The sequence below is a fragment of the Aquabacterium sp. genome (assembly GCF_029946005.1).
Lineage (GTDB): Bacteria > Pseudomonadota > Gammaproteobacteria > Burkholderiales > Burkholderiaceae_C > Aquabacterium.
This window is the reverse complement of sequence record NZ_JAQSDR010000003.1, coordinates 62,444-75,201: the sequence shown is the minus strand read 5'-3', so window position 1 is coordinate 75,201 and position 12,758 is coordinate 62,444. Positions and strand designations below refer to the sequence as shown.

Sequence of the window (12,758 nt, the reverse complement as noted above, 5' to 3'; positions counted from 1 at the left end):
ACGTTCAACTGGGACGTCCATGCTGCGCATGGCCGCCCGTTAACTTCGGCGTTAGACACCCCAGGCCGCCCATTGCACAATGTTAGCATTTTTGCTAACATCGGTGCATGGCGTTTGAAATCGAATACTTCCACGAGCGCGTTCTAGTCGAGATCGAATCATGGCCCGTTGATGTCGTCGCTGACTATGCCCGCTTGGCTGAACTGCTCATCGAACACGGCCCCAGTCTACGATTGCCTCACTCGCGCGCCTTTGGCGATGGCTTGTTCGAACTACGCCCGCGCAGCAAGTCTGGCATCGGTCGTGCCTTCTATTGCTTCTTGGTGGGCAAGCGTGTCGTCGTCCTTCATGCCTTCATCAAGAAAACACAACAAACGCCAGACAAAGAACTGAAGCTTGCCCGTAAACGCTTAAAGGAGTTGCAACATGGCTGAACTGAAGTACACGCCTGTTCGTCACAACCATGCCCAGTTCTTGGCCAATGCTAGTGAGCGTAAAGGCTTTGCCGAGGCATATGAATCGCTGGAGCTTGAGTATCAGGTTGTCAATCAACTACTCAAAGCCCGCACTCGCGCTGGCCTCACCCAGGACGCCGTTGCTGAACGAATGGGCACAACCAAAAGTGCCGTCTCTCGGCTTGAAGCCGCTGGCAAGCACGCGCCATCGCTCACTACGCTGAAACGCTATGCAAAGGCTGTCGGCTGCGAACTGCAAATCAAACTGGTTCGTCAAAAGGCCACTTGAGTCATGCCGGCGCCTAAATCGGCGTTGCAGCCGACGCTCAGTCACTGGCTCGCTTCGGCAACGCCTTATGGGCGCGGCTGAACTGGGGCGATGTCGGCCACCCTGCCCCCACGCGAATCGCTCACCGTCGAGTTCAAGAGCGACCGCGCCCACCTTCACCAGCGGCGCGGTTTAGACGTCTTTGGACGCTTTTGGATGAAATCGGAGACGTTTCCCCCGCCCGCCTGATCTTCCCTCGCCTGGACAATCCGTTTGATCGCACGCCCCTTTCGCTCAGGGCAGGAAAGATAAATCGTTGATTCACAAAGACATTCTTATTTGACGGCCATTTGATCGGATCCAGGCCAGGTGCCTGGGTACGCTGAAGGCCAAGAGCCGTTGGTCTATCTGCGCACCACCGTCCAGGCTGTGGCTCACGCCGGATGCCCCTTCGTTTTCACGGATGGCCATGGCTTGGCCAAGTTCACCATCTGGCATGACACCCCAGAAGACAACGACCGCAAGCGCCGCAAACAGGCCGAGTTCCTGGTCTGGCAGGGCCTGGATTGGGACTTGCTTGATGGGATTGGCGTGATCAATGCGGGCATGCGGCAGCGGGTCCAGGGCATAACGCGGGTTACCCTGAGCGCAAGCAAATACCCGTTCAAGTCACCCGGGACTTGTATTACCCTTGACCCTGTTTCACCCCTGCGGAAGGACCCACGATGATTCAAATCGCGCGCGGCAATCAATGACTTAACAAACGGGGCGGGCGGTCTATGGGCTGGGAATTGGACGAAGTCGAGCGCCCTCTGGTCGAGCAACTGGTCAGCCAGGGTTGGCGCCATGTAGCCGGCACGCTGGACGACCCGGCCCGCACCGAGCGCGCGACGTTCTCCGAAGTGGTGCAAGAAGCCCTGCTGCGCCGCCAACTCCACACCCTGAACCTGCACAACGGCCAACCCTGGCTGGACGCCGACCGCCTGAGCCAAGCGGTGGCCGCGCTCACCCGCCTCCCGGCCCACAAGCTCATGGAGGCCAACCGCGCCGCCACCGAGTTGCTGCTCCACGGCCTCACCGTGGAAGGCCTGCCCGGCTGGGACGGGGGCCGCCACCAAACCATCCAGTTCATCGACTGGGCGCACCCCGAGCGCAACGAGTTCACCGTCGTCAACCAGTACCGCATCGATTGCCCACCCGGGTTCAACCGCGGCAAGGCCTTCATCGTGCCCGACCTGGTGCTGCTGGTGAACGGCATCCCCCTGGTGGTGATCGAGTGCAAAAGCCCCTCGGTGCCCGAGCCCCTGGCCGAGGCCGTAGACCAACTGCGCCGCTACAGCAACCAGCGCAAGGCCAGCGGCGAGGTGAACGACAACGAGGGCAATGAGCCCTTGTTCCACACCACCCAGTTGCTGGTGGTCACCAGTTTTGACGAGGCCCGCATGGGCACCTTGGGGGCCACCTTCAAGCACTACGCCGCCTGGAAAACAGTGGTGCCACTGACCGAAGAGGCCGTGAGCCAGCGCCTGGGCAAAGCCCAGCTGTCAGAGCAGGAGCGCCTGGTGGCAGGCCTGTTGACCCCCAGCCACTTGCTGGACGTGGTGCGCCATTTCACCCTGTTCATGAACACCGATGGTGCCAGCGTCAAGGCGGTGTGCCGCTACCAGCAGTACCGGGCCGTGAGCCGCGCCATCGAGCGCCTGCGCCACGGCAAAACACGCCTGCAAGACGGCGAGCACGACCGCCGTGGCGGCATCGTTTGGCACACGCAGGGATCGGGCAAAAGCCTGACCATGGTCTTTTTGATCCGCAAGTTGCGCACCGATGCTCAGTTGCGTCGCTTCAAGGTGGTGGTCGTCACTGACCGCACCGACCTGGAGCGGCAACTGTCAGAGACCGCCGCCCTGACCGGCGAGAGCGTGGCGCGCGCCACCACCGCCGACAAGCTCAAGGCCATGCTGCGCATCAAAGGCCCCGGCCTGCTGTTTGGCATGATCCAGAAACAGCGCGCAGGTGATGCTGCGGGCGAGGCCGGGCTCACGGCCGACGATCTGCCCCGGCGTGGCGCGGCCATTGAAGCACGCGAGCCCGAGCCTGCCGAGGTGCTCAACGAAGACGACAGCATCCTGGTGCTGGTGGATGAAGCCCACCGAGGCCAGTCGGGCGACCTGCATGCCGCCCTGCAAGTGGGCTTGCCCAACTGCGCCCGCATCGGCTTCACGGGCACGCCCATCCTGATGGGCGACAAAAAGCGCACGCACGAGGTGTTTGGCGAGTTCATCGACCGCTACTCCATCCGCGAAGCAGAGCTGGACGGCGCCATTGTGCCCATCCTGTACGAAGGCCGCACGGCCCAAGGCGCCATCAAGGACGACGCCAACCTGGACGAGTTGTTTGAAGACCTCTTCCGCGATCACACGCCCGAAGAGCTAGAGGCCATCCGCCAAAAGTACGCGACCAAGGGCCAGATCTTTGAAGCGCCCGACCTGATCCGCGACAAGGCCCGCGACATGCTGCGCCACTACGTCACGCACATCTTGCCCAATGGTTTCAAGGCCCAGGTGGTGGCTTACAGCCGCTTGGCCGTGGTGCGTTACCTGGATGCTTTTGGCGAAGCGCGCGACGAACTGCTGGCCGACGCGGCAAACCTGAATGCCGAAGACAAGGCCATGACGGACGAGGCCCTGTGCGTGCGCCCGGCGACCGTGCAAGCAACGGTGCAAGCCTGGCGCTACCGCGACACCCTGCGCGCCATCGAGTTCGCCCCGGTGATCTCTGGCGGCAACAACGATGACCCGGCCTGGAAACCGTGGACCGATGGTGCTGCGCACGAGCAAAGCATCAAGCGTTTCAAGAACAAGGCCGACCCGCTGGCCTTCTTGATCGTCAAGTCCATGCTGCTGACAGGCTTCGACGCGCCCATTGAAGGCGTGATGTACCTGGATCGCCCGATCCGCGAGGCCGAGCTGTTGCAAACCATTGCCCGCGTGAACCGCACCGGGCATGGCAAGAAGTTTGGCATCGTGGTCGACTACTACGGCCTGGCGCACCACCTCAAGCAGGCCTTGAGCGTGTATGCCGATGAAGACATCGACGGGGCGCTGCAAAGCCTCAAGGACGAGATCCCCATCTTGCGCGATCGGCACCTGCGCGTGGTCGACCTTTTTCGCAGCCGTGGGATCGAGTCATTGTCGGACGTTGAAGCCTGCGTTGAGCTGGTGGGCAAGGAGCGCCTGCGCGCCGAGTTCGGGGTCAAGCTCAAAGGTTTTTTGAACCTGCTGGACGTGGTGCTGCCCCGGCCAGAAGGCCTGCCGTTTGCGGCCGACGCCAAGCTGCTGGCCTTCATCTACGCGCGTGCCCGCAACCGCTACCGAGACACCCAGGTGCTGGGCAAGGACGTGGGCGCCAAGGTGCGCAAGCTGATCGACGACCACGTGATCTCGATGGGCGTGAACCCCAAGATACCGCCCGTGTCGCTGACCGATGCCGACTTCGGCGCCCAGGTTTCACGCGAGCCCAATGACCGCGCCAAGGCCTCCGAGATGGAGCATGCCATCCGTGCCCACATCCGCGAGCACATCGACCAAGACCCGGTGGCCTACCGCAAGCTCAGCGAACGCCTCAAGGACCTGCTGGACAAGCTGGGCGAGCAATGGGATGCGCTGGTGAGCGCCCTCACCGCCATGACCGACGACATCCGGCAAGGGCATGTCGCCAAGGATGACCGTTTGCCTGAGGTGCCCGAGCAATACGGCCCCTTCCTGCGGCTGATCGTGGACACCGCCGTGGGCGATGGCAGCATCACCGAGAACGAACGCCAGAAGCTGGTGGCGTTGACGGTGGAGGTGGTGGACACCATCGTGGCCGAGCTGGTGCCCAATTTCTGGCGGCCCAATCGGCAACCTGCGCAAGACGCGCTGGCCACGCTGGTGTTCGAACGCCTGATGGCCTCACCCCTGTTGCCCACGCCGCAGTTGGACGCCCTGGTGGACAAGCTGATGGAATTGGCCCGCGCCAACCATGAGCGATTGCGGGCGTCATGAGCAGCCTGATCGTTGAAGACCTGGCCTTTGAGGTGCGGCGCAGCACCAACCGGCACACGCTGGGCATCACCGTGGGCCGCATGGGCGAGCTGGTGGTGTCGGCCCCGCCCGAAGCGCCAGAGGCGCAATTGCGCGACTTCGTGATGCGCAAGCGCTTGTGGGTTTACAAGCAGTTGGCCAAGAAAGAGGCCTTGCAGCAGGTGGTGCCCCGCAAGGTCTTCACCGATGGCGAAGGCTTCACCTACCTGGGCAGAAGCTATCGCCTGCGCCTGATCGATGCCCCGGAGGGTCCGGTCAAACTGACGGGGGGGCGCTTCGTCATGCCCAAGTCTTTGGCACCCCAGGGCGATGCCCACATGATCCGCTGGTACAGCGAGCGGGCCCGATGCTGGCTTGACCACAAGGTCAAGGCCTACGCCGACCGGATGGAGGTCGGCCCCTCAGGCCTCACGGTGCAAGACCTGGGCTACCGCTGGGGGTCGTGCGGCAAAGGCAACAGGCTGTACTTCCACTGGAAGACGATTTTGCTGCCCGCCCGGATTGCCGAGTACGTGGTGGTGCACGAACTGGCTCACCTGCACGAGCCGCACCACACGCCTGAGTTCTGGCAACGGGTCGAACGTGCCATGCCGGATTTCGCGCGCCGCAAAACATGGCTCGCGGAACACGGCATGAGCGTCGAGGGGCTGGTTCAAGGCAACGCTGAAAGCTGCTGAAGAGCACTTCGGCGTAAACGCCCACCATCCCCGGCTGGACGCCAAGCCGCCCACCCTGGGTGATTTTGTCTATTGCCAACTGGACGTGATCAATGCAGCCAGCGCTGGTTGATTTGCGCTCAGCAATGTGCTTTGTCCAACCGGCACTGCTGACATCGCAGCCATGGCATCGACCAACGGGCTGACCTTGTCCGGTGTCAACGTTTTGCCATCCGCCAAGCGAATGAGCTCGACCTGATGGTCTACCGCCGAGAACCAGCCCTTGATGGTGAAGGTCTCTCGCGAGTCAATCAACGCCAGGGTCAAATCGTTGCTCGTGCGACCAAGCCAGATCTGATCTGCCGTGACACCGTCCGCCACATCAAGCCTGTCGATCCCGCCTGCATCCAGGACAACATCGTCGCCCTTGCCTCGTCCCCAGACGAAAACGTCGTTGGATGTGGCCGACTTGTCGATGAGTGTGTCGTTGCCCGCTCCACCATTGAGCACGTCGTTGCCATTGCCGCCGATCAAGGTGTCGTTACCGTCCCCGCCGCTCAAACGATCGTTGCCATCACCACCATCCAAGATGTCATCACCATCGCCACCGCTGAAACGGTTGGCCGCGTGGTTGCCCAAGTAGATGTCGGCGCTCTTCGTGCCAGTGGTATCAGCGCCTGGCCACAGCACACCGAGCTCATTGAGCGTACGCACAACAGGGGCCTCAGGGGCCAGTTCAGATATCCATGAACGGAGCTTGCCGGTCGCATCGAATGCGGTGGCCTGCAGGATGTGCGAGCCGAAGCGAGCCAGATCCACCAGGTCGAGCAAGGCATTGCCGCTGTCTTGTTGCTTGCGTTCTTCAAGCATGGCATTCAGGCCGCTAGCGTCCAGTCGGAGTTCACCGGATTCGTTGCCGCTGGGTGCTGGGACGATGGCCTCCAGGTATGGCAGCAGGCGGGTTTGAATGGCCAAGGCTCCGTAGACGCTTTGTGACAAAGCATCGTAGCTTTGTTGCAAGAGCGCCTGACGATCACTGGCGGTCGAGATGCTGGTTTTGCCGGTTTTCGCCAGCGTCCGGTAGTTCTCACCATTGAATGCCTCCAGCACGGACAGCCGCTGCTTCCATAGTGCATTGCCGGCTGCGTCCTGCCCGTAGAAGGAGTAGCTCACGGCGTGGCCTGCGGCCTCCCATTCCGATACCGTTGTCAACGGGCTGGTGTCGGCCCAGGCCTTGAGCAAGGGGGCGATCAACGCCATCTGGGCATCGTGTGTGCTGGCTTGGCTGAAGCGAGTCAGGATGTCTCGCAACGCCGTTGACTGGGCTGCTGCTTGCGACAGGTTGGCCACGGCGCCAGAGCCCAGCATGTCTGGCAGGTTCTTGATGTCGTCGGGCAGCGTACTTGAGGTGACGATCTGTCCATGAAACCGATCTTCTGCAAACCAGGCGTCGGTGTAGGCATGGCTTTCGCCATGCATGGTGAAGGTCGCGCGGCCGTCAAGCCGGGTACCGTCAGCGAGTGTTTCGCTGCTGGCGGTCTTGGCCAGTTGAATCTCACTGATGCCAAGCTGCCCTAGCGTGAAGAGTTCATTGGCCGCGCTGATGCCGTTCTGATTCAGATCTCGCCAAATGCGCAAGCGATCAAATACCGCATCTTGCCCATTGATCACGCCATCCTTGACGTTGTCAAGGTCGGCCAGGGCGGCATACCCGTTGGCGGCCAACTTGCCATTGCGCAACAGGGTGCTGTCGCCAAACAGCTCTCGGCCTGTGTCTATGCGCCCATTGCCGTCTCGGTCCAAAGCCAGCAAGCCGTCGTCTGGCGAGGCCCACGCTGTTCGGGTACGGATGCCGTCGGCATTCAGGTCAAACGCCATTCGATCGCTGCCGTCAAGTTGGCGGATTTCGATGCCATCGCCGTCAAGGTCGAGCACCAAAGGCGAACTGCTCCTTTGCGAACCAGTAAATTTCACGCCCACTCTCGGGTCGATGAATGGCAGACCCAGGGCGCCCTCATCCTGGTGCTTGTCGAAGGGGTTGGGCGTGGGATTCAACAGGTTCTTGCCGTCTCCAGGTGTGAGGCGCCAACTCAGGTCATGCCCTGTCTTGCCCATGGCATCAAGCAATGTCTTGTTGACGCTGTTGCTGTTGCCTTCGTTTTTGCCGCCACCGTAGAACGAGTAGCCGATGTCCTGCTCGTTGATGGCTGCGCCCGCAGTGCGCGCCTTGTTCCACAAATCCGTGATGGCCTGTTCATCGCCAGAAGCAATCACCTCGCTGGGGTGCCCCTTGTCGTAATAGCCAGACCAGCCTGCACCGCCTCCTGAGTAAGGCCTGCCGTCAGAATCCAAGCTGCCAGTGGTCGCGTTGAACTCATAGAACTCGACCGTATCACCCAGAAGCGTTGAGCCTATGGGTTTGGTTTTGCCATCGTCAGAGGTGGCAAGGCCATGCATCTCTGAAACCAGTTTGCCGTTGTCATCCACCAACGTAAGGTAGTAGTGACCACCCGCGCCGATAACAGGCAGCTCCCTGCGTTCAATTTTGTAGTTACCCATTTTCATTTCCCTTTGTATATTTCTTTCAAGCCATAGTCGACCTTGATGGCCTCAATGCGTGTGTCGTGTTCTTGAATCTCGATGTCGATGGTTTCCTCGAACAGATAGTGCTGGGTTGGCTCAAACAGCTCGCATCGCTCTTCGAGCGATGTTTTGACGCTCAGATGACAGGCTGTGCTTGCCAAGCCCTTGGCGCAGGTGAAGTGCTGGTTTTCTAGCCACTCAACCAATGGCGCGGCGTTGCTTTGCAGTGCAAATCTGCGCAGCACGCCTTTACGGATTCGCTCTGGAATGGACTGCTGCGGGAAGTCCGGCCCCTTGCGGTGATACCTGCTTTCCTCAAGCAACTCAACAGGGCCAGGTGTGTAGCTGTATTGCATGCCCAGCTTGACCACGCCCAGGTCCATGGACTGGCAACGCTTCTGGCACCCGGATACGCCCGACAGGATCATCAAACAGGCGAACAGCCAAGCTGAGCTGCGCAGGCATGCGTGAGCTTCCGGCGATTTCGATGTATTCATATGGTTGACATGGCGTCTGGTGGGCTTGAGCCGGTGCATCATATGAAAATAGCTGCGTGCGCGCGTCGCTCCAAATGGGGGTAAGGCACACACCGATGGCCAAAGAGGCGCGCCTTTTTTCGATCATCATGTCAAGGCGTGCAACTCCGCTCTCCCCGCAAAACCCATGACCGCAACGCCCCCCATTCCCGGCTGGTACGGCAAGCTGCCGACCCTGGGTGACTTCGCCTCGCGCCGCCTGGAACCCACCTTCATCGACCCCTGGGACGCCTGGCTGGCCGAAGGCATCGCCGGGCTGCGCGCGCAAGCCGAAGGCACTTGGCTGGACCACTATCTGGCCAGCCCCGTCTGGCGCTTCTTGCTCATGCCCGGCGTGATCGGGCTGGACACCGCCATGGCGGGCGTGCTGATGCCCTCGGTCGACCGCGTGGGGCGCTACTTTCCGCTCACGCTGATCGCGCCGATCGCGCCCACACCCTCCACCGCAGCCGACACCGACGCCCTGCTCGCCTGGCTGCACCAGCTGGACGACGCCGCCGCCGATGCCCTGCACGACGACTGGAGCATCGAGCAACTGGAGTCCGAACTGGAACGCCTGTTGCCGCCCACGCCGACCACGCCAGCGCCTTCACCGGGCGCCTCGGCCTTGGCCAGCGTCCTGCAGGGACCACTGCAGCACGCCCACTTGCCGGTGGCCGGCCGCGCCGACCTGAGCAGCTTGCTGGCCCAAAGCGCGGCCACCTCATGGCAGGCCGCCGCGCAAGGCCTGGCCTTCTGGTGGACCGAATCGGCCGAAGGCGCCCCCCGCAGCCTGGTTTCGCGCGGTTTGCCACGGGGCGACGGATTTGCCGCCCTGCTGGGCAGCGCCGCCGCCTAGAATCACCGCACGCACCACCAGCCAGAGGTCTTGAGCAGCGCATGAGCGATTCATCCGACGACGACCGCACCATCATCAAGCCGGTCAACCGCACGCAGCCGCCACCCGCCGCCGCGCCCACCCCGGTGCAGGATGACCACGGCAATGCCCTGCCGGTGGGCACCTACCTGGGCGAGTTCGAGATCACCAGCATGCTGGGCGAAGGCGGCTTTGGCATCGTCTACATGGTCTGGGACCACTCGCTGGAACGCCGCGTGGCGCTCAAGGAGTACATGCCTTCGGCCCTGGCCGCTCGCACCGGCGCCACGCAGGTGTCGGTCAAATCCGAACGCCACCGCGACACCTTTGAAGCCGGCCTGAAGAGCTTCGTGAACGAGGCCAAGCTGCTGGCCCAGTTTGACCACGCCTCACTGGTGAAGGTGTACCGCTTCTGGGAGGCCAATGGCACGGCCTACATGATCATGCCCTTCTACGAGGGCCAGACGCTCAAGCAGGCGCTGAAGGACATGAACGGCCCGCCCGACGAGGCCTGGTTGATGGGCATGCTGGCGCCCCTGACCGAGGCGCTGGAGGTGATCCACGCCGAGCAGTGCTTTCACCGCGACATCGCGCCCGACAACGTCATCTTGCTGAAAGGCAGCGGCCGCCCGCTGCTGCTGGACTTTGGCGCCGCGCGCCGAGTGATCGGCGACATGACGCAGGCGCTGACCGTGATCCTCAAGCCAGGCTACGCGCCGGTCGAGCAATACGCCGAAGTGCCGGGCATGAAGCAAGGCGGCTGGACCGACATCTACGCGTTGGCCGCGTCCATCCACTACGCCATCCTGGGCAAGACGCCACCACCGGCCGTGGGCCGCCTGATGAGCGACCACTACGTGCCGCTGGCCCAGCAGGTTGCGGGCAAGTACAGCGAGCGCTTCCTCAACGCCATTGACCGGGCCTTGGTCGTCAAGCCGGAAGACCGCACGCAAAGCATCGCCGAGTTACGCGCGGCCCTGGGCCTGGGCGGCGTGGATTTCAACCCCATGGTGACGCAGCCGGTGAAGCTGGCATCGCCAGGTGGAGGCGCCCAGGTGCCGCGCCCGCCAGCGTCGGCGCCCGCCAAGCCCAAAACGATCTCATCAGACACCGCTGCACCGGCAGCCTCGCGCACGGGCTTGATGATCGGCGTGGGCGCGCTGGCCTTGGCAGGCCTGGGCGGCACGGCGTTCTGGCTGCTGACCCCGGCATCGGCGCCCACCACCGCCGTGGTGGCAGAGGCCACTCCTGCGGCCACCACGGCCCCGCCGGTGGTGAGCCCAACGCCCGTGGCGCCACCAGCCGTGACGCCTGTTCCGCCCCCCACACCAGCCCCCACTGTGGCCACGACGCCCCCCGTGGTCGATGGCCCCTTCGATGCCCTGCGCGAGTTCGACCGCATCATCGCGGCGCAAACGCCCGGCTTCGGGGTCGAGGCTGCGTCGACCAAGCCTCAGTTCCGCATCGGCAAAGACCGGCTGGCCTTCACCGTCAAATCAGCGCGCGAGGGCCATGTTTACGTGCTGCTGCAAAGCACCGAAGGCGAGTTCATGCAGCTCTTCCCCAACAAGATGGCGCGCAACAACCGCATCAAGGCGGGCCAGACCTTGAACCTGCCGCAGGCCAGCTGGCCCATGGACGTGGCGGGCCCAGCGGGCACCGATCACTTCCTGGTGATCGTCTCCAGCCAGCCGCGCAACTTTGAGGCCTCAGGCCTGAAGAACGATGGCGGCTTTGGCATGTACCCCAAGCCGGATGCGGCGCTGGCCATCGCGCGCCAACACACCGGCCCCGGCTCGGCCTTTGCGGGCCTGCCGAACTGCGAAGGCGGGGCAGGCTGCGAAGACGAGTATGGCGCCGCCAAGTTCTCGTCTGAAGAGGTTCAGTGAACGGCCAGTTGGCCACCCGCTGAACCCGCATCACTTGCGGTAGTGGTCCAGCGTGGGCGGCGGCGTGTAGCCCAGCTCGCGCGCCCGTGACTCGAACTGCGCGGCCAGCAAAGGCTGGTCCTGGCCCCGGTAGTACAGGGCCAGCTCGTAACTGGCGATCCCGTTGCCCAGGGCCGACGCGAACTGCATCCAGCCTTCAAAACGGTTGCTGTCCGTGCTCACGCCATCTTCGCCACGGCGGTACATTCGCGCGATCCGTGCGGCCGCATCCTTGTCGCCCCAAGCGGCCTTGCGCAACTCGCGCAGCAGGCCGTCGGGGCTTTCGGGTTTGGGACTGAAAGCGCTCTTGAACAGGCGCACATCGTTGCGCTGCATGGCCTTGGCCGCGTCGGTCGCGCCCTCGCGGGCCACTTGGGCCGAGCCCGCCAGCTTGCCGCCGGGAAAGCGCTTGAGGTATTCATCAGCGCGCTTGACCACGTCGCCCGGCCAGTAGCTTTCTTCCACCTGCTTCCACAGGGTTTTTTCATCGACGTTCTCGAATGCCACCTCGCCACCGGGCGCAGCGGGCTTGAGGGCCAGGCGCGTGCGGATCTGCGTGTTCTCGGCGATGAAGGGAAACTGCGCCACGTTGCGGATGGCCTGGATGGGGTGGTTCAGCATGGTCTGCTGCACGTCCAGCTTGACCAGGCGGAACAGGTCGGAGAACGTGGTGTCGTCCGACGCCGCTTGCATCACCTTGACCAGCGAGGCCGTGTAGAAGGTGTTCTGCGTTTCAACGGCGGGCGCGATGGCGGGCTTGCCAGCGCCGGTGGCAAAGGCGATCAGGCAGCCCAGCGGGGCCTCGACCTGGTTGAGGCCACCTTCAGCGCGCAATGAGGTGCGGCAGGCGTCGATCACCACCATGCTCAGGCCCTTGGGGCGGTGCGGCAAGGCATCGACCAGGTCGCGCTTGAGCATCAGGCCATTGCCCAGCAGCGAGTCTTCCTTGCCGCTGGGGTTGGTCCCCGCGCCCAGCAGCAGGTTCTCGGCGTCGACCTGCATGCCGTGGCCGGTGAAGTAAAACAGCACGGTCGCATCGGCCGGTGCGGCCTGCACGCGTTTGGCGAAAGACTGCATGGCATCGCGCAGCACCTTCACGTCCTGGTCGGTCACCACGGTGACTTCGAAGCCGCGCTTTTCCAGCACGGCCTGCACGTCGCGCAGGTTCTTGTGGACGGGGGGCAGGTCAAATGGCGAGGGGTAGGCGCGGTTGCCCACCAGCAGGGCAAAACGCTTGGGGGCCTTGCCCGAAGCCACCGCCGGGGCCGCCGCCGCGCTTGGGCTGCTGCCGTAGGAATAGCCCTGCGCCAAGGTCACCGAGGGCAAGCCCAGGGCCAGCGGTATGGTGAGGACTTGGCGGCGGTTCACGGTTGATTTCACGGTCGGGCTCGGAG

10 protein-coding genes are annotated in these 12,758 nt (G+C 63.2%); 7 read left to right on the top strand and 3 right to left on the bottom strand.

Annotated elements, in window-relative coordinates:
- The first annotated feature begins 107 nt into the window (after nt 1-107).
- From PSV38_RS02490 to PSV38_RS02470, 5 genes are all read left to right on the top strand, one after another.
- On the top strand, nt 108-434 hold the full coding sequence (locus PSV38_RS02490) for a type II toxin-antitoxin system RelE/ParE family toxin (protein WP_300544480.1): 327 nt from the start codon (nt 108-110) through the stop codon (nt 432-434).
- Complete coding sequence (locus tag PSV38_RS02485) at nt 427-744, top strand: helix-turn-helix transcriptional regulator (protein ID WP_300544477.1); 318 nt, start codon at nt 427-429, stop codon at nt 742-744. The genes PSV38_RS02490 and PSV38_RS02485 overlap by 8 nt, the downstream gene beginning before the upstream one ends.
- A 453-nt stretch (nt 745-1,197) precedes the next feature.
- Nucleotides 1,198-1,452, top strand: coding sequence for a DarT ssDNA thymidine ADP-ribosyltransferase family protein (locus PSV38_RS02480; protein ID WP_300544475.1), 255 nt, complete (start codon nt 1,198-1,200; stop codon nt 1,450-1,452).
- A gap of 50 nt (nt 1,453-1,502) precedes the next feature.
- Nucleotides 1,503-4,766, top strand: a complete 3,264-nt coding sequence (locus PSV38_RS02475; protein WP_300544473.1) for a type I restriction endonuclease subunit R — start codon at nt 1,503-1,505, stop codon at nt 4,764-4,766.
- On the top strand, nt 4,763-5,482 hold the full coding sequence (locus PSV38_RS02470) for a SprT family zinc-dependent metalloprotease (RefSeq protein ID WP_300544471.1): 720 nt from the start codon (nt 4,763-4,765) through the stop codon (nt 5,480-5,482). The genes PSV38_RS02475 and PSV38_RS02470 overlap by 4 nt, the downstream gene beginning before the upstream one ends.
- Nucleotides 5,483-5,551: 69 nt before the next feature.
- On the opposite strand, the gene PSV38_RS02465 is transcribed toward PSV38_RS02470, so the two are convergent.
- Together PSV38_RS02465 and PSV38_RS02460 are read right to left on the bottom strand one after the other, a co-directional pair.
- Nucleotides 5,552-8,020, bottom strand: coding sequence for a calcium-binding protein (locus tag PSV38_RS02465; RefSeq protein ID WP_300544468.1), 2,469 nt, complete (start codon nt 8,018-8,020; stop codon nt 5,552-5,554).
- A gap of 2 nt (nt 8,021-8,022) precedes the next feature.
- A complete protein-coding gene (locus tag PSV38_RS02460) occupies nt 8,023-8,541 on the bottom strand; it encodes a hypothetical protein (protein ID WP_300544466.1) in 519 nt (172 codons plus the stop codon).
- A gap of 166 nt (nt 8,542-8,707) precedes the next feature.
- Here PSV38_RS02460 and tagF point away from each other — a divergent pair, with 166 nt between their 5' ends.
- Together tagF and PSV38_RS02450 are read left to right on the top strand one after the other, a co-directional pair.
- Nucleotides 8,708-9,418, top strand: a complete 711-nt coding sequence (tagF, locus tag PSV38_RS02455) for a type VI secretion system-associated protein TagF (protein WP_300544463.1) — start codon at nt 8,708-8,710, stop codon at nt 9,416-9,418.
- Nucleotides 9,419-9,459: 41 nt separating this feature from the next.
- Nucleotides 9,460-11,325 carry a serine/threonine-protein kinase gene (locus PSV38_RS02450; protein ID WP_300544461.1) on the top strand — a complete coding sequence of 622 codons (1,866 nt, stop codon included), beginning with the start codon at nt 9,460-9,462 and terminating at the stop codon, nt 11,323-11,325.
- 30 nt (nt 11,326-11,355) lie between these two features.
- Here PSV38_RS02450 and PSV38_RS02445 read toward each other — a convergent pair whose 3' ends face one another.
- On the bottom strand, nt 11,356-12,744 hold the full coding sequence (locus tag PSV38_RS02445) for a caspase family protein (protein ID WP_300544458.1): 1,389 nt from the start codon (nt 12,742-12,744) through the stop codon (nt 11,356-11,358).
- Between the last annotated feature and the right edge of the window lie 14 nt (nt 12,745-12,758).

Coding starts and splice junctions, on each gene's coding strand:
- tagF (WP_300544463.1), top strand. CDS start 8,708: ATGACCGCAACGCCCCCCATTCCCGGCTGGTACGGCAAGCTGCCGACC.
- PSV38_RS02450 (WP_300544461.1), top strand. CDS start 9,460: ATGAGCGATTCATCCGACGACGACCGCACCATCATCAAGCCGGTCAAC.
- PSV38_RS02490 (WP_300544480.1), top strand. CDS start 108: ATGGCGTTTGAAATCGAATACTTCCACGAGCGCGTTCTAGTCGAGATC.
- PSV38_RS02465 (WP_300544468.1), bottom strand. CDS start 8,020: ATGGGTAACTACAAAATTGAACGCAGGGAGCTGCCTGTTATCGGCGCG.
- PSV38_RS02475 (WP_300544473.1), top strand. CDS start 1,503: ATGGGCTGGGAATTGGACGAAGTCGAGCGCCCTCTGGTCGAGCAACTG.
- PSV38_RS02460 (WP_300544466.1), bottom strand. CDS start 8,541: ATGAATACATCGAAATCGCCGGAAGCTCACGCATGCCTGCGCAGCTCA.
- PSV38_RS02470 (WP_300544471.1), top strand. CDS start 4,763: ATGAGCAGCCTGATCGTTGAAGACCTGGCCTTTGAGGTGCGGCGCAGC.
- PSV38_RS02485 (WP_300544477.1), top strand. CDS start 427: ATGGCTGAACTGAAGTACACGCCTGTTCGTCACAACCATGCCCAGTTC.